The sequence below is a fragment of the Pseudomonas sp. KH_050 genome (assembly GCF_057838875.1).
The window spans coordinates 981,429-1,005,865 of sequence record NZ_CM174478.1 but is presented as its reverse complement, the minus strand read 5'-3'; the positions used below and the strand labels follow the sequence as shown (position 1 = coordinate 1,005,865).

General features: G+C 58.7%; 21 protein-coding genes and 1 other RNA gene. 12 read left to right on the top strand and 10 right to left on the bottom strand.

Going from position 1 to position 24,437, the window contains the following annotated elements:
• Positions 1–58: 58 nt before the first annotated feature.
• The 4 genes from dapB to grpE all read right to left on the bottom strand — a co-directional run bounded on the left by dapB (position 59) and on the right by grpE (position 4,907).
• Positions 59–862 carry a 4-hydroxy-tetrahydrodipicolinate reductase gene (gene dapB / locus AC3IUA_RS04675; RefSeq protein ID WP_489359345.1) on the bottom strand — a complete coding sequence of 268 codons (804 nt, stop codon included), beginning with the start codon at positions 860–862 and terminating at the stop codon, positions 59–61.
• A gap of 10 nt (positions 863–872) precedes the next feature.
• Positions 873–1,997, bottom strand: a complete 1,125-nt coding sequence (gene dnaJ / locus AC3IUA_RS04670) for a molecular chaperone DnaJ (RefSeq protein WP_489359344.1) — start codon at positions 1,995–1,997, stop codon at positions 873–875.
• A gap of 324 nt (positions 1,998–2,321) precedes the next feature.
• Positions 2,322–4,238, bottom strand: a complete 1,917-nt coding sequence (dnaK, locus tag AC3IUA_RS04665) for a molecular chaperone DnaK (protein WP_489359343.1) — start codon at positions 4,236–4,238, stop codon at positions 2,322–2,324.
• Positions 4,239–4,340: 102 nt separating this feature from the next.
• The gene (grpE, locus tag AC3IUA_RS04660) at positions 4,341–4,907 is read right to left on the bottom strand and encodes a nucleotide exchange factor GrpE (RefSeq protein ID WP_489359342.1); all 567 of its coding nucleotides are present in this window, start codon (positions 4,905–4,907) and stop codon (positions 4,341–4,343) included.
• A 251-nt stretch (positions 4,908–5,158) separates the two neighbouring features.
• On the opposite strand from grpE, the gene recN reads away from it, so the two are divergent.
• Entirely contained in the window at positions 5,159–6,832 is a 1,674-nt protein-coding gene (recN, locus tag AC3IUA_RS04655) for a DNA repair protein RecN (protein WP_489359341.1), read from the top strand.
• A gap of 58 nt (positions 6,833–6,890) precedes the next feature.
• On the opposite strand, the gene fur is transcribed toward recN, so the two are convergent.
• On the bottom strand, positions 6,891–7,295 hold the full coding sequence (gene fur, locus AC3IUA_RS04650) for a ferric iron uptake transcriptional regulator (protein WP_489362236.1): 405 nt from the start codon (positions 7,293–7,295) through the stop codon (positions 6,891–6,893).
• 98 nt (positions 7,296–7,393) lie between these two features.
• Here fur and AC3IUA_RS04645 point away from each other — a divergent pair, with 98 nt between their 5' ends.
• The gene (locus tag AC3IUA_RS04645) at positions 7,394–7,921 is read left to right on the top strand and encodes an outer membrane protein assembly factor BamE (RefSeq protein ID WP_489359340.1); all 528 of its coding nucleotides are present in this window, start codon (positions 7,394–7,396) and stop codon (positions 7,919–7,921) included.
• A 64-nt stretch (positions 7,922–7,985) separates the two neighbouring features.
• On the opposite strand, the gene AC3IUA_RS04640 is transcribed toward AC3IUA_RS04645, so the two are convergent.
• From AC3IUA_RS04640 to AC3IUA_RS04630, 3 genes are read right to left on the bottom strand one after another with little or no spacing between them, the layout of a single operon-like run.
• Positions 7,986–8,297, bottom strand: a complete 312-nt coding sequence (locus AC3IUA_RS04640) for an RnfH family protein (RefSeq protein ID WP_489359339.1) — start codon at positions 8,295–8,297, stop codon at positions 7,986–7,988.
• The gene (locus AC3IUA_RS04635; protein WP_489359338.1) at positions 8,290–8,724 is read right to left on the bottom strand and encodes a type II toxin-antitoxin system RatA family toxin; all 435 of its coding nucleotides are present in this window, start codon (positions 8,722–8,724) and stop codon (positions 8,290–8,292) included. The genes AC3IUA_RS04640 and AC3IUA_RS04635 overlap by 8 nt, the downstream gene beginning before the upstream one ends.
• Before the next feature lie 7 nt (positions 8,725–8,731).
• On the bottom strand, positions 8,732–10,135 hold the full coding sequence (locus tag AC3IUA_RS04630) for a sodium-dependent transporter (RefSeq protein ID WP_489359337.1): 1,404 nt from the start codon (positions 10,133–10,135) through the stop codon (positions 8,732–8,734).
• Positions 10,136–10,253: 118 nt separating this feature from the next.
• On the opposite strand from AC3IUA_RS04630, the gene smpB reads away from it, so the two are divergent.
• Positions 10,254–10,736 carry an SsrA-binding protein SmpB gene (gene smpB, locus AC3IUA_RS04625; RefSeq protein ID WP_489359336.1) on the top strand — a complete coding sequence of 161 codons (483 nt, stop codon included), beginning with the start codon at positions 10,254–10,256 and terminating at the stop codon, positions 10,734–10,736.
• A 142-nt stretch (positions 10,737–10,878) separates the two neighbouring features.
• Here the strand turns inward: smpB and AC3IUA_RS04620 are convergent, their stop codons facing one another.
• The gene (locus AC3IUA_RS04620; RefSeq protein WP_489359335.1) at positions 10,879–11,646 is read right to left on the bottom strand and encodes a GntR family transcriptional regulator; all 768 of its coding nucleotides are present in this window, start codon (positions 11,644–11,646) and stop codon (positions 10,879–10,881) included.
• A gap of 262 nt (positions 11,647–11,908) precedes the next feature.
• Between AC3IUA_RS04620 and AC3IUA_RS04615 the strand changes: the two genes are divergently transcribed.
• From AC3IUA_RS04615 to ssrA, 7 genes are all read left to right on the top strand, one after another.
• The gene (locus AC3IUA_RS04615) at positions 11,909–13,603 is read left to right on the top strand and encodes a lactate permease LctP family transporter (RefSeq protein ID WP_489359334.1); all 1,695 of its coding nucleotides are present in this window, start codon (positions 11,909–11,911) and stop codon (positions 13,601–13,603) included.
• A 151-nt stretch (positions 13,604–13,754) separates the two neighbouring features.
• Positions 13,755–14,579 carry a (Fe-S)-binding protein gene (locus AC3IUA_RS04610; protein ID WP_489359333.1) on the top strand — a complete coding sequence of 275 codons (825 nt, stop codon included), beginning with the start codon at positions 13,755–13,757 and terminating at the stop codon, positions 14,577–14,579.
• The gene (locus AC3IUA_RS04605; protein WP_489359332.1) at positions 14,576–16,042 is read left to right on the top strand and encodes a LutB/LldF family L-lactate oxidation iron-sulfur protein; all 1,467 of its coding nucleotides are present in this window, start codon (positions 14,576–14,578) and stop codon (positions 16,040–16,042) included. The genes AC3IUA_RS04610 and AC3IUA_RS04605 overlap by 4 nt, the downstream gene beginning before the upstream one ends.
• Positions 16,042–16,713, top strand: a complete 672-nt coding sequence (locus tag AC3IUA_RS04600; RefSeq protein ID WP_489359331.1) for a LutC/YkgG family protein — start codon at positions 16,042–16,044, stop codon at positions 16,711–16,713. The genes AC3IUA_RS04605 and AC3IUA_RS04600 overlap by 1 nt, the downstream gene beginning before the upstream one ends.
• A complete protein-coding gene (locus tag AC3IUA_RS04595; RefSeq protein WP_489359330.1) occupies positions 16,710–19,520 on the top strand; it encodes an FAD-binding and (Fe-S)-binding domain-containing protein in 2,811 nt (936 codons plus the stop codon). The genes AC3IUA_RS04600 and AC3IUA_RS04595 overlap by 4 nt, the downstream gene beginning before the upstream one ends.
• A 209-nt stretch (positions 19,521–19,729) precedes the next feature.
• On the top strand, positions 19,730–20,008 hold the full coding sequence (locus tag AC3IUA_RS04590) for a hypothetical protein (protein ID WP_489359329.1): 279 nt from the start codon (positions 19,730–19,732) through the stop codon (positions 20,006–20,008).
• Positions 20,009–20,105: 97 nt separating this feature from the next.
• Positions 20,106–20,499: a transfer-messenger RNA gene (gene ssrA, locus AC3IUA_RS04585) on the top strand.
• A gap of 253 nt (positions 20,500–20,752) precedes the next feature.
• On the opposite strand, the gene AC3IUA_RS04580 is transcribed toward ssrA, so the two are convergent.
• Positions 20,753–22,021, bottom strand: a complete 1,269-nt coding sequence (locus AC3IUA_RS04580; protein WP_489359328.1) for a malic enzyme-like NAD(P)-binding protein — start codon at positions 22,019–22,021, stop codon at positions 20,753–20,755.
• Positions 22,022–22,594: 573 nt separating this feature from the next.
• Between AC3IUA_RS04580 and gltP the strand changes: the two genes are divergently transcribed.
• Together gltP and AC3IUA_RS04570 are read left to right on the top strand one after the other, a co-directional pair.
• Complete coding sequence (gene gltP, locus AC3IUA_RS04575; protein ID WP_489359327.1) at positions 22,595–23,926, top strand: glutamate/aspartate:proton symporter GltP; 1,332 nt, start codon at positions 22,595–22,597, stop codon at positions 23,924–23,926.
• 77 nt (positions 23,927–24,003) lie between these two features.
• On the top strand, positions 24,004–24,294 hold the full coding sequence (locus tag AC3IUA_RS04570) for a hypothetical protein (RefSeq protein WP_489359326.1): 291 nt from the start codon (positions 24,004–24,006) through the stop codon (positions 24,292–24,294).
• The last annotated feature ends 143 nt before the right edge of the window (positions 24,295–24,437 follow it).

Here is a 24,437-nt window from a genome sequence, read left to right as displayed (position 1 = left end):
CGCCAAGCGGGATAAAACAGGGCTCAAGCTCTTACCTGACCCCTGTTTTCGATGCATCTCAGCGCAGATCAAGCACATCCTGCATATCATACAGGCCGGCTTCACGACCATCCAGCCACAACGCAGCACGCACCGCCCCCTTGGCAAAGGTCATGCGACTGGAGGCCTTGTGAGTGATCTCGACACGCTCGCCATCAGCAGCGAACAGCACCGTGTGATCACCGACAATATCGCCAGCACGAATAGTCGCGAAACCGATGGTCTGCCGATCCCGTGCGCCGGTCTGACCTTCACGACCGTAAACCGCCACTTCCTTGAGGTCGCGCCCCAGGGCACCGGCAATCACTTCACCCATGCGCACCGCAGTGCCGGAAGGCGCATCGACTTTATGCCGATGATGGGCTTCGGTGATTTCGATATCGACGTCATCACCCAGCACCCGTGCAGCGGTGTCGAGCAATTTCAGGCAAAGATTGACCCCTACGCTGAAGTTGGCGGCAAAGACGATTGGAATGTCTTTGCCGGCTTCGGCCAGCAGTTGCTTCTCTTCGACAGTGAAACCGGTGGTGCCGATGACCATGGCCTTGCCCGCCTTGCGGCAGAATGCGAGGTTCTTCAGGGTCACCGTCGGGTGAGTGAAGTCGATCAGCACGTCGAACTCATCGGCCACCCGGTCCAGATCCCCCGACAGCGGCACACCGATACGCCCCAGCGCAGCCAACTCACCCGCATCAGCGCCGACCAGCGAACTGTCCGGACGATCCACAGCGGCGGTCAGACCGGCACCCTGCGCTTGCTGCACGGCTTCGATCAACGTCTTGCCCATGCGCCCTGCAGCGCCCATCACAGCTATACGTCGCATGCCTTGCTCCTTATAAATCGCCGAAGAAACGCTTCACGCCTTCGAACCAGCCAGTGGTTTTCGGTGACTGGCTGTTGTCGTCGGCCAGGGAACTGCGGAACTCTTCCAGCAACTCACGCTGACGACGACCCAGATTGACCGGGGTCTCGACCGCAACACGGCACATCAAGTCGCCGGCACCGCCACCACGCACGGGAGCAACGCCCTTGCCACGAACCCGGAATTGCTTGCCGGTTTGCGTGCCTTCAGGAATCTTCAGCTTGACCCGGCCATCCAGGGTCGGGATTTCCAGCTCGCCACCCAACGCTGCGTCAACGAAGCTGATCGGCACTTCGCAGAACAAGTGCTTGCCGTCGCGCTGGAAGATCGCGTGCTCGCGCACATTGATCACCACGTACAGGTCACCGGTCGGCCCACCCTGAGCACCCGCCTCGCCTTCGCCAGACAGGCGAATACGGTCGCCGGTATCCACGCCAGCCGGTACTTTTACCGAGAGGGTCTTGGACTCTTCGACGCGACCTTGCCCATGGCAGGAGTCGCATGGATCGGCAATGATCTTGCCCTGGCCATGGCAGCGCGGGCAGGTTTGCTGCACCGAGAAGAAGCCTTGCTGCATGCGCACCTGACCGATACCGCCGCAGGTCGGGCAGGTAATAGGCGCGGAACCTTTCTTGGCGCCGGAACCATCGCAAGGCTTGCAATTGACCAGTGTCGGAACGCGGATATTCACGGTCGTGCCGCGCACCGCTTCTTCCAGGTTCAGCTCCAGGGTGTAACGCAGATCGCTGCCGCGCTGCGCGCCGCCACGAGCACCGCCGCGACCGCCGCCGAAGAAATCACTGAAGACATCACCAAAGATGTCCGAGAAATTCTGACCGCCAAAACCGGCACCGCCACCGCCCATGCTTGGGTCAACGCCCGCATGACCATACTGATCGTAGGCCGCGCGCTTGCTGGAATCGGACAGCACTTCATAGGCCTCATTGGCCTCTTTGAACATATCTTCCGATGCTTTGTCATCGGGATTACGGTCCGGGTGGTGCTTCATCGCCAGTCGACGGTAAGCCTTCTTCAGCTCCGTCTCGCTGGAGCCGCGCTCCACACCCAACACTTCGTAATAGTCACGCTTTGCCATAAGTCTTTGCACTCTTAAGGACGTTCGGCAAACCCCTCCTGAGCCTCGCCAAACTCGTTGAGCCCCAATACAGGCCCGGACCCAACTCACGTCAATTCAACGATCCTGGTCTTTGATTTGCAGCCAGAAAACTGGCCAGCGGGCGCGATAACTATCGACCGGAAAGCAGGAGCATCCCCGACCGTACCGCCAGCACCCGAGCGTTGTCGCATGCTGTAAAAATTCGCTTACTCCAGACGCGCCAACGCGGGAGCAAGCTCCCGCGCGGCGACATCCTACCAGTCACCGCTTAATTGCAGTCAACCGGCCGACCAACAAGCTAGCTTACTTGTGGTCTTTGACTTCTTCGAACTCGGCATCGACAACGTCGTCAGCTTTTTCAGCCGATTCAGCTGGCTTGGCCGCCGCGTCTGCAGGGTTGGCTTGCTCGGCGTACATTTTCTGAGCAATCGGAGCCGACAGCTTGGACAGCTCTTCAACCTTGGCTTCGATCAGCGCCTTGTCGTCGCCTTTGACAGCGGCTTCAAGGGCAACCAGAGCTGCTTCGATCGAAGTTTTCTCTTCCGCGGTCACTTTGTCGCCAGCGTCCGCGATCATTTTGCGAGTCGAGTGAACCAGCGCGTCGCCCTGGTTACGGGCACTGGCCAGCTCTTCGAACTTGCGATCTTCGTCGGCGTTGACTTCAGCATCACGCACCATCTGCTGAATTTCTTCCTCGGACAGACCGGAGTTGGCCTTGATCACGATCGACTGAGTCTTGCCGGTGGCCTTGTCTTTCGCGCCTACGTGCAGGATGCCGTTGGCATCGATGTCGAAGGTCACTTCGATTTGCGGCACGCCACGTGGAGCCGGTGGAATCTCGGCCAGGTCGAACTTGCCCAGGGACTTGTTCTGCGCAGCCTGCTTACGCTCGCCTTGCAGCACGTGAATGGTCACTGCGCCCTGGTTGTCATCGGCAGTCGAGAACACCTGGGATTTCTTGGTAGGAATCGTGGTGTTTTTCTCGATCAGCGCAGTCATCACGCCGCCCATGGTTTCAATGCCCAGAGTCAGCGGGCTGACGTCGAGCAGCAGAACGTCTTTCACATCACCGGCCAGTACCGCGCCCTGGATAGCAGCACCCATGGCTACAGCTTCGTCCGGGTTGACGTCTTTACGCGCTTCTTTACCGAAGAACTCGGTCACCAGCTTCTGAACCAGTGGCATACGGGTCTGACCGCCGACCAGGATCACGTCGTTGATCGCGCCAACGTCGATACCGGAATCCTTGAGCGCAATGCGGCAAGGTTCGATAGTGCGCTGAACCAGGTCTTCAACCAGCGCTTCGAGCTTGGCGCGGGAGATTTTCACGTTCAAGTGCTTTGGACCGGTCGCATCTGCAGTGATGTACGGCAGGTTGACGTCGGTCTGCAGGCTCGAAGACAGCTCGATCTTGGCTTTTTCAGCGGCTTCTTTCAGGCGCTGCATCGCCAGCGGGTCACCCTTGAGGTTCATGCCGCTTTCTTTCTTGAACTCGTCAACCAGGTAGTCGATCAGACGAATGTCAAAGTCTTCACCGCCGAGGAAGGTGTCACCGTTGGTGGACAACACTTCGAACTGGTGCTCGCCATCGACTTCCGCGATTTCGATCACGGAAACGTCGAAAGTACCGCCACCCAGGTCATAAACGATCACGGTGTGATCGCCCTTGGCCTTGTCCATACCGTAAGCCAGAGCGGCCGCGGTCGGTTCGTTGATGATACGTTTTACGTCCAGACCGGCGATGCGACCGGCATCTTTGGTGGCTTGACGCTGGCTGTCGTTGAAGTAGGCCGGAACGGTGATCACCGCTTCGGTCACCGTCTCGCCGAGGTAGTCTTCGGCGGTTTTCTTCATTTTCTTCAGGATTTCAGCCGAAATCTGCGGAGGCGACATTTTCTGGCCGTTGACTTCGACCCAAGCGTCACCGTTGTCATTCTTGACGATCTTGTAAGGGACCATCTGGATATCTTTCTGCACGACTTCTTCGTCGAAACGGCGACCGATCAAACGCTTCACCGCGTACAGGGTGTTATGCGGATTGGTCACTGCCTGACGTTTGGCCGACTGACCAACCAGGATTTCACCGTCGTTGGCATACGCAATGATCGACGGAGTGGTACGCGCGCCTTCAGCGTTTTCAATAACTTTGGCTTTACCGTTTTCAAGCACGGAGACGCAGGAGTTGGTGGTCCCCAGGTCGATACCGATGATTTTGCCCATGTTAACTCTCCCTAAATTTTGGATTTGGTTGCCGCAGCAGTGGTGGCTAACTGCGGTAGCACTTAAACGCTTGACTTCTAAATGGGGGTCTTGCTGCTAATTTCAAGCCTGCTCGTCAATCGAAGGCGAAACTGCCGCAGGTGCCTTGCTGACCACAACCATGGCCGGGCGCAGCAAGCGACCGTGGAGCTGGTAACCCTTTTGAAACACCTTCAACACGCTGTTTGGCTCAACGTCGGCGCTTTCCTGCATGGCCATCGCCTGATGTTTTGCAGCATTGAAGGGTTCGCCTTCAGGATCGATCGCTTCCAGCTGATAACGCTTGAGGGTGTCCTGGAACATTTTCAGGGTCAGCTCGATCCCTTCGCGCATTGGGCGAATGCTTTCGTCATCGGGGCTGGACAGCTCCAGGCCACGCTCGAGGCTGTCGATAACCGGCAACAGATCGCCGGCAAATTTTTCCAGCGCGAACTTGTGGGCTTTCTCCACGTCCTGCTCGGCGCGACGGCGGACGTTCTGCAGATCGGCAGCAACACGCAAAGCCTGATCATGGGCGCCAGCCAGTTGCTCTTCGAGCAGTTGCACACGAGCCACCAGGTCATCCCCCGAATCCTGGGGAGCCTGTTCGGCGTCGAGATTTTGCGTATCCAGCGTCTGTTCGTCAGCCATAGATTTCTCCTTTCGATTTCGTCCGCGAGCTCAACTCGCGCTTCTGCCCCGGTATATGGGGTCGCAATTTTCAGGTTCAAGAGCTGACAGCGTGGCAAAGGCTACTAACCATTCGTGACGCCCGGGCATTGTCATTACGAAGTGCGCTAAAAATTTTCCTCATCCAAGCAAATCGAGCTAAGGGAAGGCATTGTCAGCGAGAAACAAAACACTGTATAAATAACCAGACCTAACGCCTGGGAGCGGCCTCTATGCTGGTGCACCTGTCTGTACATAACTACGCCATCGTTGAACATCTCGATCTGGAACTGGATCGCGGGATGAGCGTAATCACAGGCGAAACCGGCGCCGGCAAGTCGATCATGCTCGACGCCCTGGGCCTGACCCTCGGTGATCGCGCCGACAGCGGCGTGGTTCGTCCGGGCGCCGACAAGGCCGATATCCTGGCCACCTTCGATCTGGTGGACATTCCGGAAGCCAGTGCCTGGCTCGCCGAGCGCGACCTCGACAACGACGGCCCGTGCATCCTGCGTCGGGTGATCACCGCCGAAGGGCGATCACGCGGCTATATCAATGGCAGCCCCTGCCCGCTCGGCGACCTGAAAGCCCTCGGCGAACTGCTGATCGACATTCACAGCCAGCATGAACACCAGTCCCTGCTGAAAACCGACACCCATCGTCGCCTGCTCGATGAATACGCCGGCGCCACGGACCTGGCCCGCCAGGTACAACTCGCCGCCCAGCGCTGGCGCCAGACCCGCCAGGAGCTGGAGCGGCTCTCCAATTCCGGCGATGAACAACGCGCCCGGCATCAACTGCTCAGCTACCAACTCGAAGAGCTGGAAAACCTCGGCCTTGGCGAGAACGAGCTGGAACAGCTGGAACAAGAACACAAGAACCTGACCAATGCCGAAACCCTGCTGGGGATTTGTCGGCAAGTGGTCGAACAGTGCAGCGAAAGCGATTCAGGGAATGTGCTCAATGCCCTGACGGTCAGCCTCAACCGCCTGTCGAGCGTGAACAATTCGGTGGGCGCCCTGGGCGAGGCCACCGACCTCCTGACCAGCGCGCAGATCCAGGTTGAAGAGGCCGTTGGCGAACTGAATCGGTTTCTCGACCACTTCGACGCTGATCCGGCGCGCCTCCAGCAACTTGAGGAGCGCCTCGATTCGATTTACACCCTGGCTCGCAAACACCGCATCCAGCCCACCGAAGTCGTTGATATGCAGCAAAGGCTGCTGGACGAGATCGAAATGCTGAACGCCAACGATGAATCCATTGAGCGATTGGCTGACGAACTGGCGTCCTATGCCCGGCATTATCAGGAGAAAGCCAGGGAACTGAGCGATTTGCGCCAACAATCCGCAGGCAGCCTGGCCAGTGCCGTTGAAATTGAAATCCAGCGCCTGGGCATGCCCGGCGGACGCTTCACCATCGAACTGCGCCCCAACGCCAGCAATGAGCTGTTGCCCAACGGCCTGGAGCAAGTAGAGCTGCTGGTCAGCGCCAACCCCGGACAACCGCTCAAGGCACTGGCCAAAGTGGCGTCCGGTGGCGAGCTCTCGCGGATCAGCCTGGCCATCCAGGTGATCACCGCGCAAACCTCGCGCGTGCCGACGCTGGTGTTCGACGAAGTGGACGTCGGTATCGGCGGACCGACTGCGGAAATCGTCGGCCAACTGCTGCGCCGGCTAGGCGAGCGCGGGCAGGTCCTGACCGTCACCCACTTGCCGCAAGTGGCTGCCCAGGGCCATCAGCACCTGTTCGTGCATAAGGTACGCGGCAGCGATGCCACCCACACGGCGGTGTCCAAACTGAGCAAGACCAAACGGATCGAGGAAGTGGCGCGCATGCTGGGCGGCATCGATCTCACCAAAGAGTCCCTGGCGCACGCGAAAAAGATGGTTATCGCCAGCAAAATCTAAGACGGCAGAAAGCACGAAGGCGACCCTGGGGTCGCCTTCGATCGTATTGCGGTTTTGCTTACTTTTTCTTGCGCACGTACAGCACCAGATTGTGGTCGACCATCTCGAAGCCATGCTTCTCGACGATCGCCTTTTGCAGCTTCTCGATTTCTTCGTCGAAGAACTCGATCACTTCACTGGTTTCCACGTTAACCATATGGTCGTGGTGCTTGCCGTCATCCAGCTCAAATACCGCATGACCGCCATCAAAATTATGGCGAACCACCAGCCCTGCGGCTTCAAACTGAGTCAGGACACGGTAAACCGTGGCCAGACCAACATCCTCGCCAGCTTCCATCAGTGCCTTGTAAACATCTTCGGCACTCATATGTCGCTGCTCGGTGGAATCGAGCATTTGTAGAATTTTGACCCGTGGCAGGGTCACTTTCAGGCCTGCTTTACGTAGTTCGCTATTTTCAACCATGGTCAGCTTTCTCGCGGATGCTGCTTCGCAGCTTCTCTTAATGCGGGTATGATCGGGGTTTACGTTGTCCCAGCCAAGATAGTGGAAGTCGCCCACCGATGCAAAACACCAAGCTCCTGCTAACCAGTTTCACCCTTGTGGGACTGCTCGCACTCGCCGGTTGTTCATTCCCCGGGGTTTACAAAATCGACATCCAGCAGGGCAATGTCGTCACGCAGGACATGATAGACCAGTTACGCCCGGGAATGACCCGTCGGCAAGTACGGTTTATCATGGGCAACCCTCTGCTGACCGACACATTCCATGCCGATCGCTGGGATTACCTGTATAGCCTGCAGCCTGGAGGCGGTGAACGCCAACAGGAACGCATCAGCGTTATCTTCAATTCCAATGACCAACTCGTCAGCCTGTCAGGTGACTTCATGCCCGGCGTGAGCCGTGACGAAGCCATCCTGGGCAAAGACACTGGCACGACGGTGACCGCCCCGGCGGAAAAGGTCGAACAGCCGAAACCAGAAAAACCGGTCAAGCCAGGCTCACTGCTGGATCAGATCCAGAAGGACGTAGACGGTGTAGAAACTGTTCCGGTCCCGACTCCAGAAGCGCTGGACACTTCGCCGCAATAATTCGCAACACAACAAAAAGCCCGGCATGCCGGGCTTTTTGTTGCCTGCGGCTTGATCAAGGCTATTACTCTCGTGCCTTTGCTTGCGCAGCCTTGGCCGCACGCAACCGGCGAACTTCTTTCGGATCAGCCAGCAGCGGACGATAAATTTCGATTCGATCACCTGCCTGCACCGCACGACAGTCCGGATCAATGACCACTTTGCCGAAAATTCCCAGCGGACAGTTCGCCAGATCCAGCTCGGGAAACTCTGCGCCGATTCCCGAACTCAACAATGCCGCACGCAGAGTAGTCCCGGCCGGGACAGTCGCCTTGAGCAAAACCTGACGGTCGACAGCGGCATATACCACCTCGACCTCAATCAATGGCTCACCCATGTAACTGCTTGGCGCGCTGGCAGAAAGCATCGACCAGGGTGTTGGCCGCCTGATTGAACAGCGGCCCCAGTGTTGCCCGGACAATCGGGCCTGCGTAGTCAAAGGCCAAATCCAGGCTGATCTTGCAGGCCTTCTCACCCAATGGCTTGAACACCCAGACACCGTGCAGTTGGTTGAACGGACCTTCCTCCAGGTTCATTTCAATTGAATGACCCGGGACCAACGTGTTGCTCGTGACGAAATGCTGGCTGAACCCGCCTTTAGCGACAGCCAGGCTGGCGCGCATGTGTTCGTCACTGGCCTCCAGTACTTCGGCAGAAGAGCACCAAGGCAGGAACTCCGGGTAACGCGCCACATCATTGACCATGTCATAGAGGGCTTGTGCCGGATAAGGCAGCAGGGCCGAACGTTGAATATGTGTCGTCATGTCAGCGTCACTTCCACAGCTGGGCGGCAAACACTACAAGAATGCCGATTGGCGCCACATAGCGCATCAAGAACAAGGTCAGTGCAAACAGCAGCGGACTGCGGATCGACAGCTCATCACGGACAGTCTCACGGCCCATCACCCACCCGGCAAATACCACGAAACACAAACCACCGAGAGGCAACATGATTCGCGAGGTGAAGAAATCGATCACCCCAAAGAAGTCCAGGCCGCTTGTCGCACCCCATTGATAGAGATGGAAACCTGCACCATCGTTCACGAAAAACTTGGCTTGTTGCCAGATATTGAACGAGAAAACCGTCCCCAGCCCCACAAACCAGCAGATAAAGGCCAGCCAGAAGGTCACCCAGCCGCGGCGGATTTTAGTCCGCTCAACCAGATACGCCACCATCGGCTCCAGCAGCGAAATCGCCGAACTCCAGGCCGCGATGGCCACCAGGATGAAGAAAATAACGCCCATCAATTGTCCGAACGCCACGTTACCAAAGGCGAAGGGCAAACTGACGAACATCAACCCAGGCCCTTCGCTCGGGTTCAGGCCCGCGGCAAACACAATCGGAAACAAGGCCAGCCCCGCCAGCAGCGAGACAAAGGTATCCAGCAGCGCCACACCGACAATAGTCCCGGAGATCGACGAATTCTTCGGCATATAAGCGCCGTAGATCATGATCGAGCCGACTCCCACGCTCAACGAGAAAAACGCATGGCCCATGGCAGGCAATAAGCCGTCGAGCAGCTTGTCCGGATTGAAGTCGAACATGAAATGCACACCCTCCATGAAATGTCCGGTAGTCAGGCTGTAGCCCAGCAGGATCACCAGCATCACAAAGAGCAGCGGCATCATGATCCGCAAGCTGCGTTCCAGCCCGGCGACCACGCCCCTGGCAATAACCACTGCCGAAAGCAGCATGAAAATCGTATGCCAAAGTGTCAGGCGCCACGGATCGGCAATCACTCCACCGAAATACGCACCCACCTGATCGGCCGTCACGCCCTGGAAGTCTCCACGGCCCATGTCGATGATGTAATCCAGCGACCAGCCACCCACCACGCTATAGAAAGACAGGATCAGCAACGCCGTGATCATCCCGGCAAAAGCGCCCCAGGACCACTTGCCGGAATGCCCGGCCTCCAGCGCCAGCACCTTCAGGGCATTGGCCGGGCTTTGCCGGGCGCGTCGACCAATCAGGGTTTCGGCCAGCATTACCGGTACGCCGATCAGCGCGATACAGGCCAGAAACACCAGGACGAAAGCGCCGCCGCCATAGACGCCGACCATGTAGGGAAATTTCCAGATACTACCCAGGCCCACGGCCGAACCGGTTGCAGCGAGTATAAAGACCCAGCGGCTAGCCCATCCGCCGTGGACAGAAACCTTGTCTGTCGACATCGTTAACACGCCCAAGCGATCAAAAAAGAGGGCGCATTGTCCGGGATTCACTCAAGGTGCTCAAGCACGTAGCTTCACCGTAGCCGACTGACGTGCAACTCCCTATAATGCCGCCCCTATGGCTAAACAAAAGAAACACCCAACAGGGACCATCGCGCAAAATAAAAAGGCGCGACACGATTACTTCATCGAACACCGTTTCGAGGCTGGTCTGGTCCTGGCCGGCTGGGAAGTAAAAAGTTTGCGTGCGGGCAAGGCACAACTGGTCGACAGTTATGTGCTGCTCAAGGATGGCGAAGCCTGGCTGCTGGGTAGCCATATCTCGCCTCTGACCACCGCCAGTACGCATGTTATCGCCGACCCCACGCGCACGCGCAAACTGCTGCTCAACCAGCGCGAGCTGGAAAAGCTGTTTGCCGCGGTGCAGCAAAAGGGCTACGCCTGCGTCTGCCTCGCGCTTTACTGGAGCAAGCACTTGATCAAGTGCGAGATCGCTCTGGGCAAGGGCAAGAAGGAATACGACAAGCGCGATACCGAACGCGAGCGCGATTCCAATCGCGAGTTGCAGCGTGCGGTGCGTAACAAGGGCAAGGAAGATTAGTCTTTCGTCCTGACCCTTGGCGCGGCCGAAAAGATCGCAGCCTGCGGCAGCTCCTACGGGATTTGCGTACACACGATAAATCGGGTGGAACGCGGTCGGTGTAGGCGCTGCCGCAGGCTGCGATCTTTTGCGTCCCCGCTGATTACATCCCCTTGCGCCGCTCCGCCCGAGCCATGCGCTGCACTTCCTGGCGCACTTCCTCCAGTACTTCCTGCACATACAGAATGTGTCGGCTGGAGATTTCCCGCGCCTGTTCCGCCCGCCCTTCGATAATCGCCTGATACAAATCCCGGTGCTGACTGATCAGCATGTCGCGGGTTTCGGTGCGCTGCTTGTACATCCCGCCGATGTTGGTCACTACGTTGCGCTTGAGCAAATCGAACAGACCGCGAATGGTGTGCAGCAACACCGCGTTATGACTGGCCTCGGCAATCGCCAGGTGGAATTTCGCGTCAGCCGCGCCCTCCTCCAGCCGGCTCACCTCATCGGAGCGCGTATAACAGTCCTGCAACTCATTGAACGCAACAGTCAACCGCTCGCGATCGACCTCGGTCGCCCGCAATGCCGCGTAATACGCACAAGACGCTTCGAGGGTATGCCGAAACTCCAGCAGATCGCGTTGCGCTTCGGGGTTGTTTTCCAACAGATAAAGCAACGGATCGCTGAAGGTCGAGCCCAGGGATTCCACCACATAATTGCCGCCGCCCTGACGACTGACCAGCAACCCTTTGGCTGCCAGCTTCTGGATTGCCTCGCGCAATGAAGGACGGGACACGCCGAACTGCTCAGCCAGCGCTCTTTCGGCCGGCAACCGCTCGCCAGCTTTCAGCGTGCCCTCAAGAATCATCCCCTCGAGCCGCTCGACAATATCGTCAGACAAACGGCGCTGACGAATTTGATCAAACCCCATAACTCATTCTCCACGATCCCGGCTACTCGCCGGGGCTCTCTATTCTGGCCTATTGGCGCTGGGTCAGCACCTATCAGGCGACGCTCGATTGACCCAATCAGAACGCACCTGCGCAGCCTATTCGACAAAAGTTTTCGGGTGACAAATTGACACGTGGCTACTAAGGCTTTTAACCTAGCCCACAGCGATTGTAAATTGGTATTACCAATTATCCAAGAACGCTTATCAGTGCCTGACCAACAACAATTAGGGGCCACCCCATATGCAAACCTGGCAACAGCTCTACAGTCCGCTCGGCAGCCTTGGCTTGTCCGCTCTCGCGGCAGTCATCCCCATCATATTTTTCTTCCTGGCCTTGGCCGTGTTCCGCCTCAAAGGACACGTCGCCGGAAGCATTACCCTGGCGCTGTCGATCCTGGTGGCGATCTTTGCCTTCCAGATGCCGGTCGACATGGCGTTCGCAGCTGCCGGCTACGGCTTTGCCTACGGTCTGTGGCCCATCGCCTGGATCATTGTCGCCGCGGTGTTCCTCTACAAACTGACAGTCAAGAGTGGCCAGTTCGAGGTGATCCGCAGCTCGGTGATGTCGATTACCGACGATCAACGCCTGCAGGTACTGCTGATCGGTTTCTGCTTCGGCGCCTTCCTTGAAGGTGCCGCCGGTTTCGGCGCGCCGGTAGCCATTACCGCCGCACTGTTGGTCGGCCTGGGCTTCAATCCGCTGTATGCCGCCGGCCTGTGCCTGATCGCCAACACCGCGCCGGTAGCATTCGGTGCCTTGGGGATCCCGATCATCGTCGCCGGGCAGGTGACTGGCATCGACGCGTTCAAGATTGGCGCCATGACCGGTCGCCAACTGCCGCTGTTGTCGCTATTCGTGCCGTTCTGGCTGGTGTTCATGATGGACGGCCTGCGCGGCGTGCGGGAAACCTGGCCGGCGGCACTGGTCGCCGGTTTGAGCTTTGCCGTCACCCAATACTTCACCTCGAACTTCATCGGCCCGGAACTGCCGGACATCACCTCGGCCCTGGCCAGCCTGATTTCCCTGACGCTGTTCCTGAAAGTCTGGCAGCCAAAGCGCGCCGCAGGCCAACACATCGTCGGTGCCGTCTCGGCTTCCGTGGTGAGCGCCAGCGCCGGCGGTTTCGGTCAGCCGCGCAGCACCGTGGCTTCGCCCTACAGCCTCGGTGAAATCTTCAAGGCCTGGTCGCCGTTCCTGATCCTCACCGTACTGGTCACCATCTGGACCCTCAAACCGTTCAAGGCAATGTTCGCCGCTGGCGGCTCGATGTACGGCTGGGTGTTCAACATCGCTATCCCGCACCTGGACCAACTGGTGATCAAGGTCGCGCCGATCGTCGCCGCACCGACCGCGATCCCGGCCGTGTTCAAGCTCGACCCGATCTCGGCGACCGGCACGGCGATTTTCTTCTCCGCGCTGATCTCGATGTGGGTGCTGAACATCCACGTCAAAACTGGTCTGACCACTTTAAAAGAAACCTTCTACGAGCTGCGCTGGCCAATTCTGTCGATCGGTATGGTGCTGGCCTTCGCCTTCGTCACTAACTACTCGGGCATGTCGTCGACCATGGCCCTGGTGCTGGCCGGCACTGGCGCAGCGTTCCCGTTCTTCTCGCCGTTCCTCGGCTGGCTGGGCGTGTTCCTGACCGGTTCGGACACTTCGTCCAACGCGCTCTTCAGCTCACTGCAATCCACCACCGCCCACCAGATCGGTGTCAGTGATGTCTTGCTGGTAGCGGCGAACACCAGCGGCGGCGTGACCGGCAAGATGATTTCCCCACAATCGATCGCCGTGGCCTGCGCCGCGACCGGCCTGGTGGGCAAGGAATCCGACCTGTTCCGCTTCACCCTCAAGCACAGCCTGTTCTTTGCCACCATCGTCGGCCTGATCACCCTGGCCCAGGCCTACTGGTTCACCGGCATGCTGGTGCACTAAGTGCCACACTCCTTAGGGTAAAAACAGACGCCGGGCCACGACCCCGGCGTCAGCTATTCACCACCCGGTCTGCAAGGCTGCTGAAAGCTTCACGCTTTATATTCAGCCGCTGCAGCAGACGGATAACCGGGCCCACCCGGAGACACGCCTGATGAGCGAGCTTTTTTACAACGCTGTGCCGAACGCGACCCGCGTCGCACCGCCAATGCCCGAACCGCGCCAATACCCCAGCGAGAAACCGCAGAGGGTCTACCTGTTCGGTACCTGCGTGGTCGACTTGTTCTACCCCGAAGCCGGGATGGACGCGATTCATCTGCTCGAACGCGAAGGTATTCGCGTCGAGTATCCGCAAGGGCAAAGCTGCTGCGGGCAACCGGCCTACACCTCGGGTTACACCGATCAGGCACGGCAGGTAGCACGCTCGCAACTGGCGCTGTTCGCCGGGGACTATCCGGTGGTGGTGCCTTCGGGCTCCTGCGCCGGAATGCTGCGGGAACACTACGCCGACTTGTTCAAGGACGAGCCGGACACGCTGAAACAGGTCCAGGCCCTGGCGGCACGGACCTTTGAACTGGCCGAGTTCCTGCTGTTTGTCTGTAAGGTGCGGCTCAAGGACAACGGTCAACAGGTGAAGGTGGCATTGCACACCTCGTGCTCGGCGCGGAGGGAAATGAACACCCACCTGCACGGGCGTGAGTTGTTGTCACAGCTGAGTAACGTGGAACGGGTAGAACACAGCCACGAAAGCGAATGCTGTGGCTTTGGCGGGACTTTCAGCGTCCGGATGCCGGACATCTCCGGCGCGATGGTCGCCGACAAGACCCGGGCCTTGAAGGAATCCGGCGCACATCAGGTACTGAGCGCCGACTGTGGCTGCTTGATGAACATCAACGGCTCACTGGAGAAACAGAACGAAGCGTTGCGTGGCCAACACCTGGCCAGCTTCCTCTGGCAGCGAACCGGGGGTGCTGTATGAGCACGCCAACACTGATTCCTGTTCACCAAGAGCACGTGGCAGTGTCGGAAGATTTTCGCACCCGGGCTCACGAGGCTCTGGCCGACTCGCAACTGCGAAACAACTTTCGCAGCGCCATGGATTCATTGATGAGCAAACGTGCGGCGTCGTTCAGCGACGCCCACGAAAGAGAACATCTGCGAACGCTCGGCAATGCCGTCCGCGCTCGTGCGTTATCCAGGTTGCCCGACCTGCTCGAGCAGCTTGAACAGAACCTGACCCGCAACGGTGTGACCGTGCACTGGGCGGAGACGGTGGACGAGGCCAATGGCATCGTCCTCTCGATCATCCGGGCTCACGAGGCGCGGCAAGTGATCAAGGGCAAATCAATGGTCAGCGAAGAGATGGAAATGAACCATGTCCTCGCGGCTCAAGGCATTGAATGCCTGGAGTCGGACATGGGCGAATTCATCGTCCAGCTCGACCATGAGAAGCCTTCACACATCATTATGCCGGCGATCCACAAGAATGCCGGTCAGGTCGCGTCCTTGTTCCACGACAAACTTGGCGTGGAGTACACCAAGGACGTTGACCAACTCATTCAGATCGGTCGCAACGTCTTGCGGCAGAAATTCTTCGAAGCCGACATAGGCGTCTCCGGCGTCAACTTCGCCGTGGCCGAAACCGGCACCCTGTTGTTGGTGGAGAACGAAGGCAACGGCCGCATGTCGACCACCGTGCCACCGGTGCACATTGCCGTCACCGGGATCGAGAAAGTCGTCGAGAACCTGCGCGATGTGGTGCCCCTGCTCTCGCTGCTGACCCGCTCGGCCCTCGGCCAGCCGATCACCACCTACGTCAATATGATCTCCGGCCCGCGCAAGGCCCATGAACTCGACGGCCCGCAAGAAGTGCATCTGGTGCTGCTGGACAACGGTCGCAGCCAGGCCTTTGCCGACAGCGAATTGCGCCAGACCCTGAACTGCATCCGCTGCGGCGCCTGCATGAACCATTGCCCGGTTTACACCCGCATCGGCGGGCATGCCTACGGCGAGGTCTACCCCGGCCCGATCGGCAAAATCATCACCCCGCACATGGTCGGCCTGGCGAAAGTCCCGGACCATCCGAGCGCCTCGTCGCTGTGCGGCGCCTGCGGTGAAGTCTGCCCGGTGAAGATTCCGATCCCGGCATTGCTGCGCCGCCTGCGCGAAGAAAACGTCAAAGCCCCCGACAGCCCGAATCAAGTGATGCGCGGCCAGGGCAGCAAGTACTCGCGCAAGGAACGCTTTATCTGGAACGCCTGGGCCCGGCTCAATGCCTCGCCGACCTTGTATCGGCTGTTCGTTTTCTGTGCCACCCGTCTGCGCGCCCTGACGCCAAGTAACGTCGGCCCCTGGACGCAAAACCACAGCGCGCCGAAGCCCGCCGCCCGTTCACTGCACGACATGGCCCGCGAGCACCTGGCCAAACAGGGAGATCGTTGATGAGCGCCAAGCAGAACATCCTCAACAAACTGCGCAACAGCCTGACCGGCACCACGCCGCTGGCCGACAACTTCGACGAAGCGCTGGTTACCGAGCCCTGGACTTATCCACCGGAGCAACGCATCGCCCAACTGCGCAAACTGATGGAAGCGGTTCACACCGAAATCCACCTGACGTCGGAACAGGCCTGGCCGGAACTGCTCCTGCAATTGCTGCATGACCGCCAACTGCCAAGCCTGCTGATCGCCCCGACTACGCCTCACGGCCAGCGCATCACCGAGCACTGGGCGCAGAACCCAGGGCTGCCAGCGCTCAAGGCCTACGACCGGCCCGTGGAAGAATGGAAAGCCGAGTTGTTCAACGACACTCCGGCCAGCCTCACCACCACCCTCGGCGCCATCGCCGCCACCGGCAGCCTGATCATCTGGCCGACCCGCGAAGAGCCACGGTTGATGAGCCTGGTGCCGCCGGTGCATTTCGCCCTGCTCAAGGCCAGCGAAATCCATGACAACTTTTATCAGGTGCAGCAGCAATTCAACTGGGCCCAAGGCATGCCGACCAACGCCTTGCTGGTGTCCGGCCCGTCGAAAACTGCCGACATCGAACAAATTCTGGCTTACGGCGCTCACGGCCCGAAAGACCTCGTCGTGCTGATCCTGGAGGACCAATGAGTCTACCGGCCGCTTTTCTGCGTGATGCACAGCAACTGATTCCCCAGGATCGACGTTTTGATGACCCGCTCTCGACCCTCGCGTTCGGCACCGACGCCAGTTTCTACCGCTTGATTCCCAAGCTGGTGATTCGCGTCGAGTCCGAAGACGAAGTGGTCGCCCTGCTCAAGCTGGCGCAACGTGACCAGGTTCCAGTGACCTTCCGCGCTGCCGGCACCAGCCTCTCGGGCCAGGCCATCAGCGACTCGGTGCTGATTGTGCTCGGCGATAACTGGGGCGGCAGAGAAATTCGCGGCCAGGGCCAGCAGATCCGTCTGCAACCGGGCGTCATTGGGGCGCAGGCGAACGCCTGGCTGGCACCGTTCGGGCGCAAGATCGGTCCGGACCCAGCCTCGATCAATGCCTGCAAGATCGGCGGCATCGTCGCCAACAACGCCAGCGGCATGTGCTGCGGCACAGCGCAAAACACCTATCACACCCTGGCCGGAATTCGCCTGGTGCTGGCGGACGGCAGCCGCATCGATACTGAAGACGCGGCCAGCGTCGCGGCCTTCCGTGCCAGCCATGCAGACTTGCTGGAACGCCTGGCAACCCTCGGTCGCGAGACCCGCGCCAACACCGAACTGGCGGCGAGGATTCGGCACAAATACCGTCTGAAAAACACCACCGGCCTGTCGCTCAATGCCCTGGTGGATTTCGATGAGCCGCTGGATATCCTCAGCCACTTGCTGGTCGGCTCCGAAGGTACCCTCGGCTTTATCAGCGCGGTGACCTACGACACCGTGATCGACCATCCGAACAAAGCCTCGGCGCTGATTGTCTTCCCCGATGTCGAAACCTGCTGCAACGCCGTCAGCGTCCTGAAAAGCCAGCCGGTCTCGGCGGTCGAACTGCTGGACCGGCGCAGCCTACGCTCGGTGCAGGACAAACCCGGGATGCCGGCCTTCGTCCAGCAACTGTCGGCCAACGCCTGCGCCTTGCTGATCGAATCCCGCGCTGCAACCTCCGGGCTGCTGCAGGAACAGCTGACCCGGATCATGGCTTCTCTGGCCTCGTTCCCGGTGGAAAAGCAGGTCGACTTCACCGAAGACCCGGTGGAAAACGCCAGACTCTGGGCGATCCGCAAAGACACCTTCCCCGCCGTCGGCGCGGTGCGCAAAACCGGCACCACGGTGATTATCGAAGACGTGACCTTCCCGGTAGAACAACTGGCTCTGGGCGTGAACCGCTTGATCGAGCTGTTCGACAAGCACCACTACGACGAAGCGATCCTGTTCGGCCATGCCCTGGAAGGCAACCTGCACTTTGTCTTCACCCAGGGTTTCAACAGCGCAGAAGAAGTCGCGCGCTACCAGGCCTTCATGGACGACGTCGCGCAACTGGTGGCCGTGGAGTTCGGCGGCTCGCTGAAAGCCGAACACGGCACCGGTCGCAACATGGCGCCCTTCGTTGAACTGGAATGGGGCAGTGATGCCTACCAGTTGATGTGGCAGCTCAAACGCCTGCTCGATCCCAGCGCGATTCTCAACCCGGACGTGGTGCTCAGCGAAGACCCGCAGATCCATCTCAAGCACCTCAAGCCGCTGCCCGCCGCCGACGAGATTGTGGATAAGTGCATCGAGTGCGGTTTCTGCGAACCGGTCTGCCCGTCAAAAGGCCTGACCCTCAGCCCGCGCCAGCGCATCGTGATCTGGCGCGATATCCAGGCAAAAAAACGCGCCGGCATCGACACCACTGAGCTGGAACAAGCCTACGAATATCAAGGCCTCGACACCTGCGCCGCCACCGGTCTGTGCGCGCAACGTTGTCCGGTCGGCATCAACACCGGCGACCTGGTGAAGAAATTGCGCGGCCGCACCGCCACTCACAGCAAAACCGCCAACTGGCTGGGCACGCACTTTGAAACCGCGCTACAAGGCGCGCGCTTCACCCTGCATGCAGCCAACGGTGCGCGGATGTTGCTGGGGGCGCCGCGACTGGCGAAGATTTCTGCTGCTGTGACCAGGCTGTCCAAAGGCAAGGTCCCGCAATGGACCAATGCCATGCCGCAACCGGAACGGCCTATTCGCTTCAGCCCGACGGTCACGGATCAACGCCCGCGGGTGGTTTATCTGGCGGCCTGCGTGTCACGGGTCATGGGGCCTGCCGCGGGAGACAAGGAGCAGATGTCGCTCTACGACAAAACCCGCGGCCTGCTGGAAAAAGCCGGTTACCAGGTAGTGTTCCCGGACAACCTGGACAGCCTCTGCTGCGGCCAACCATTTGCCTCCAAAGGCTATGCGGAACAAGCCGAACACAAACGCCAGGAAATGATCGGGGCACTCCTGCATGCCAGCCGCGGCGGCCTCGATCCGATCTATTGCGACACCAGCCCCTGCACCCTGCGCCTGGTCCAGGACTTGGGTGAAGTGCGCCTGGATCTCTATGATCCGGTGCGCTTCATTCGCACCCATTTGATCGACCGCCTGGACTTCACCCCCCAGGAAGAGCCGATTGCCGTGCATGTCACCTGCAGCACCCAGCACCTTGGGGAAAGCCAGGCACTGATCGATCTGGCCCGGCGTTGCAGCAAGAACGTGGTCATCCCCGAAGGTATTCACTGCTGTGGTTTTGCCGGTGACAAGGGTTTCACCACGCCTGAGCTGAATGCTCATGCGCTGCGCACCTTGAAGGACGCGGTGCAGCATTGCAGCGAAGGCATCTCCACCAGCCGCACCTGTGAAATCGGCCTGAGCCAGCATGGCGGGATCGACTATCACGGGCTGATCTACCTGGTGGACCGAGTGACACAAGCCCGCGCGGTGTAAGGGCGATTTGTTAAAAAAGGGGCGATTGTTCGCCCCTTTTTTGCGTTTTGCTGCGCAGTGACCGGCCTTTTCATTCAATCGGCAAAAAATACCGAATTCCGGCGTGGGCTATAGTCATTTAGCGAGATCCCGTGAATGGGCTTATAACCACCTCGGCCAGCGGCCCCATCGACCGGCAGCACCGAGCCCTCATGCATAAGGAGATATCCATGAAGCGTTCTGCAATTGCTGGATTGTTCATCACTGCCGCAATGTTGGCCTCGCCGGTGTTTGCTGCGGACAAAGATCTTTGTGCGTCAAATATACAATCCATCGAAGACGCGCTGGCCACCGCACCCTCGACATCAGAGACCGCCGTGGACAACGTAAAAGCCGCGCTGGAAAAAGCTAAAAAGGCCCAGGCCGCTGGCGACGACAAGAAATGCATCGATGAAACAAGCTCGACACTGCAAAAAATCCAGACCCGAAACCCGGCCAACAAGGGCTGACGCGTCAACAGGCCAACCTTCGGGTTGGCCTTATGGGCCGCGTTGACGTACACTACATGTGCTTGCTGCTCGAATTGATTCACAGAGCAGTGAGTTCGGGGCCGTTTAGGATTCGACGCCGGTTGCGAAACTTTAGGTGCATGCCGAGTTGGTAACAGAACTCGTAAATCCACTGTTGCAACTTCTTATAGTTGCCAATGACGAAACCTACGGGGAATACGCTCTCGCTGCGTAAGCAGCCTTAGCCCTTCCCTCCTGGTACCTTCGGGTCCAGCAATCATCAGGGGATGTCTGTAAACCCAAAGTGATTGTCATATAGAACAGAATCGCCGTGCAGTACGTTGTGGACGAAGCGGCTAAAACTCACACAACTCGCCCAATGCACCCTGCCCGTCGGGTCGCTGAGGGTTAACTTAATAGACACGGCTACGCATGTAGTACCGACAGCGGAGTACTGGCGGACGGGGGTTCAAATCCCCCCGGCTCCACCAATTAAGCGTTACAAATCAGGCACTTAGCGTTTATCGCAAGTGCCTTTTTTTTGCCTGAATGGGTGGTTTTGGCTCGGTGATGCCGGCTTAATGACAGCTTCCTCCTGGCTTATGCCTTGCACGGGGTCTTCACCTTGGACACGCATAAGAAAAATGCCCGTATCTTTCGATACGGGCATTTTCTTTAACCGGAGAGCAGATTGCCAAGCTTTCACACAGTCTGTAATGGCCGGTTTTTTTATTGGACTGCTACTCAGCCATTGAACACATCGTCCACGCTTTTCAGCGGGTAGTTCTTCGGATACGGCAGGGTTGCCACGCCAGTCTCGATCGCGGCCTTGGCCACGGCGTCGGAGATTACGGTGATCAGGCGAGCGTCCATTGGTTTCGGGATGATGTACTCACGACCGAATTCCAGCGGGATGCCACCGTAGGCGTCGCACACTTCCTGAGGTACAGGCAGTTTGGCCAGTTCGCGCAGGGCGTTGGCGGCAGCGACTTTCATTTCTTCGTTGATGCGCTTGGCGCGAACGTCCAGGGCACCACGGAAGATGAACGGGAAGCCCAGTACGTTGTTGACCTGGTTCGGGTAGTCCGAACGGCCGGTGGCCATGATCACGTCGTTGCGGGTAGCGTGAGCCAGTTCCGGGGAGATTTCCGGGTCCGGGTTCGAGCAAGCGAAAACGATCGGATTAGCCGCCATCAGCAGCAGGTTTTCTGCGCTCAGCAGGTTCGGGCCGGACAGACCGACGAACACGTCAGCACCTTCCAGCGCATCGGACAAGGTGCGCTTGTGGGTGGCGTGAGCGAAGACTGCCTTGTACTGGTTCAGGTCGTCACGGCCGGAGTGGATCACGCCGGTACGGTCAACCATGAAGATGTTTTCGATACTGGCGCCCATGCTCACCAGCAGTTTCATGCAGGAGATAGCGGCAGCACCAGCGCCCAGGCAGACGATCTTGGCTTCTGGCAGGGTTTTGCCAGCGATTTCCAAGGCATTGATCATGCCGGCAGCGGTCACGATCGCGGTGCCATGCTGGTCATCGTGGAACACCGGAATATCGCACTGCTCGATCAGAGCGCGTTCGATTTCAAAGCACTCTGGCGCCTTGATGTCTTCCAGGTTGATGCCACCGAAGGTGATGGAGATGCGCTTGACGGTGTCGATGAAGGCTTGCGGGCTTTCGGAGTCGACTTCGATGTCGAACACGTCGATACCGGCGAAGCGCTTGAACAGCACGCCCTTGCCTTCCATCACTGGTTTGGAAGCCAATGGACCGAGGTCACCCAGGCCGAGAATCGCGGTGCCATCGGAAATCACTGCAACCAGATTGCCCTTGCCGGTGTACTTGTAGGCGAGTTCAGGGTCGCGGGCGATTTCGCGGACTGGTTCGGCTACACCGGGGCTGTAGGCCAGCGACAGGTCGCGAGCGGTAGCGGTGGCTTTGGTGAGCTCGACACTCAGCTTCCCCGGACGAGGATGGGCATGATATTCGAGAGCGGCAGTTTTCAGATCAGACATATCGGCATTCCGTTTTTTACTGTTGGACAGACGGATCGCCGAAGATACTTGTGTTGCAAAATCCCCACAAGACTGACCAGTCACCCCTGTCAAGCGCTCTGCCCTACGACTTTGGGCCAAGAGGAATGGTAGGCCAGCCCCCATCCCCTTGGTCGCCGAAGGCATTCCGGTATCGAAAAGGCTGAATTAAATGATGCTGCTTTTTCGCTATTTCTTGTACGAACTTTCCTAAGTTTTAACCCTTCAATTCACTGATCAAAAAACGCTCAGCCATCCCCTGTAATGGCCGGTTCACGGCACTTATGCCTGCCGAAATGGCGCATTCGAACAGCGTGGGACTATGGTTTTGTTTGAGAAATCCCATGCTGATTCAGCATAGGGTAGGCGGTTACAGCATTAGACGCCGCTCCCTTGCATCGGAATAGTCGCGCCTTCTTCGCCGCATGACAGAGAGCCATAAACACGATCTCTGAGCGACCTTATCTGGGGGCAGATGCGCAGACTTTTCCGCCAATGAGCGTTCCAGTTTGCGCACCTGCCTGAGTCAAACTGAAGTAAGGATAAAAAAACAATATGAAGAAGACAAAGCTTAGCCTCGCCTGGCAGATCCTGATCGGTCTGGTACTGGGGATTGCAATCGGGGCGCTGCTCAACCATTTCAGTGCCGAAAAAGCCTGGTGGATCAGCAACGTCCTGCAACCGGCGGGCGATATCTTTATCCGTCTGATCAAGATGATCGTGATCCCGATCGTGGTCTCGTCGCTGATTGTCGGCATTGCTGGCGTAGGGGATGCGAAGAAACTCGGGAGCATTGGTCTCAAGACCATTCTTTACTTCGAAGTGGTGACCACCATCGCTATCGTTGTCGGCCTGATGTTGGCCAACGCGTTCCATCCGGGCGCGGGTATCGACATGAGCACCCTGGGTACGGTGGATATTTCCAAGTACCAGGCCACGGCCGCCGAGGTCCAGCATGAACATGCGCTCATCGAAACCATCCTCAACCTGATTCCTTCGAACATCTTTGCCGCCATTGCCCGTGGCGAGATGCTGCCGATCATCTTCTTCTCCGTACTCTTCGGTCTTGGCCTGTCGAGCCTGCAGTCCGATTTGCGCGACCCTCTGGTGAAGATGTTCCAGGGCGTGTCGGAAAGCATGTTCAAGGTCACCCACATGATCATGAACTACGCCCCGATCGGCGTATTCGCACTGATCGCGGTGACCGTCGCCAACTTCGGCTTCGCTTCCCTGTTGCCGCTGGCCAAGCTGGTGATCCTGGTTTACGTGGCAATTGCCTTCTTCGCCTTCGTGGTGCTGGGCCTGATCGCTCGTCTGTTTGGCTTCTCGGTGATCAAGCTGATGCGCATCTTCAAGGATGAGCTGGTACTGGCTTACTCCACCGCCAGTTCCGAAACCGTGTTGCCGCGAGTCATCGAGAAGATGGAAGCCTACGGCGCGCCGAAAGCCATCTGCAGCTTCGTGGTGCCAACCGGATACTCCTTCAACCTCGACGGCTCGACCCTGTATCAAAGCATCGCGGCGATCTTTATCGCCCAGCTGTACGGCATCGACCTGTCGATCAGCCAGCAATTGCTGCTGGTGCTGACCCTGATGGTCACCTCCAAAGGCATCGCCGGGGTACCGGGCGTGTCCTTCGTGGTGCTGCTGGCGACCCTGGGCAGTGTCGGGATTCCATTGGAAGGGCTGGCGTTCATCGCCGGTGTCGACCGCATCATGGACATGGCCCGCACCGCGCTGAACGTGATCGGCAATGCCCTCGCCGTACTGGTCATCTCACGCTGGGAAGGCATGTACGACGACGCCAAAGGTCAACGCTACTGGAACTCCCTGCCACACTGGCGCAGCAAAGAGCCGCTGCCAGCTGGCGAGGCTTCTAACAACTGAGACCCCTACTAATAGCCAGCCGACCGGTAAGCCCAACCGACGGCACATCATTTTTTGGGTACAAGGATAGAAGCCCCATGAGCACCCCGCTGCGCATCAACGAAGCACTTTTGATTGCCGGCGACGCATTTGAACCTTTTCAATGCGTCGCCTGGGCTCCGCAAGACGGTAATGGCGAACTGAGCCTGACCGTCATCGACCGGACCAACACTCGTATTGGCCGCAAACAGATTCCAAGCAGTGCCTATTCCGATCCGGCGCAGCTGGAAAGCCTGCTGGAAGAGGCGCGCGCCGAGTTGAGCCAGGGGGGCTACACGCTGCAATCCTGGACAATGCCCTCGCGGATCGCTATGGGTGAGAGCGCGTAATCCAGGGGCCGATGGAGTCGAATTTCGCCTTTATCCTCCATCGAGTCTGGCCTCGGAGGTGTTGTAAGCAAATGCGTACAATGGTTTAGGCCGTTGTCCGCTGCCTAATTGTTGCCTGGCTAGCTAATATCATCCGTTGTGTT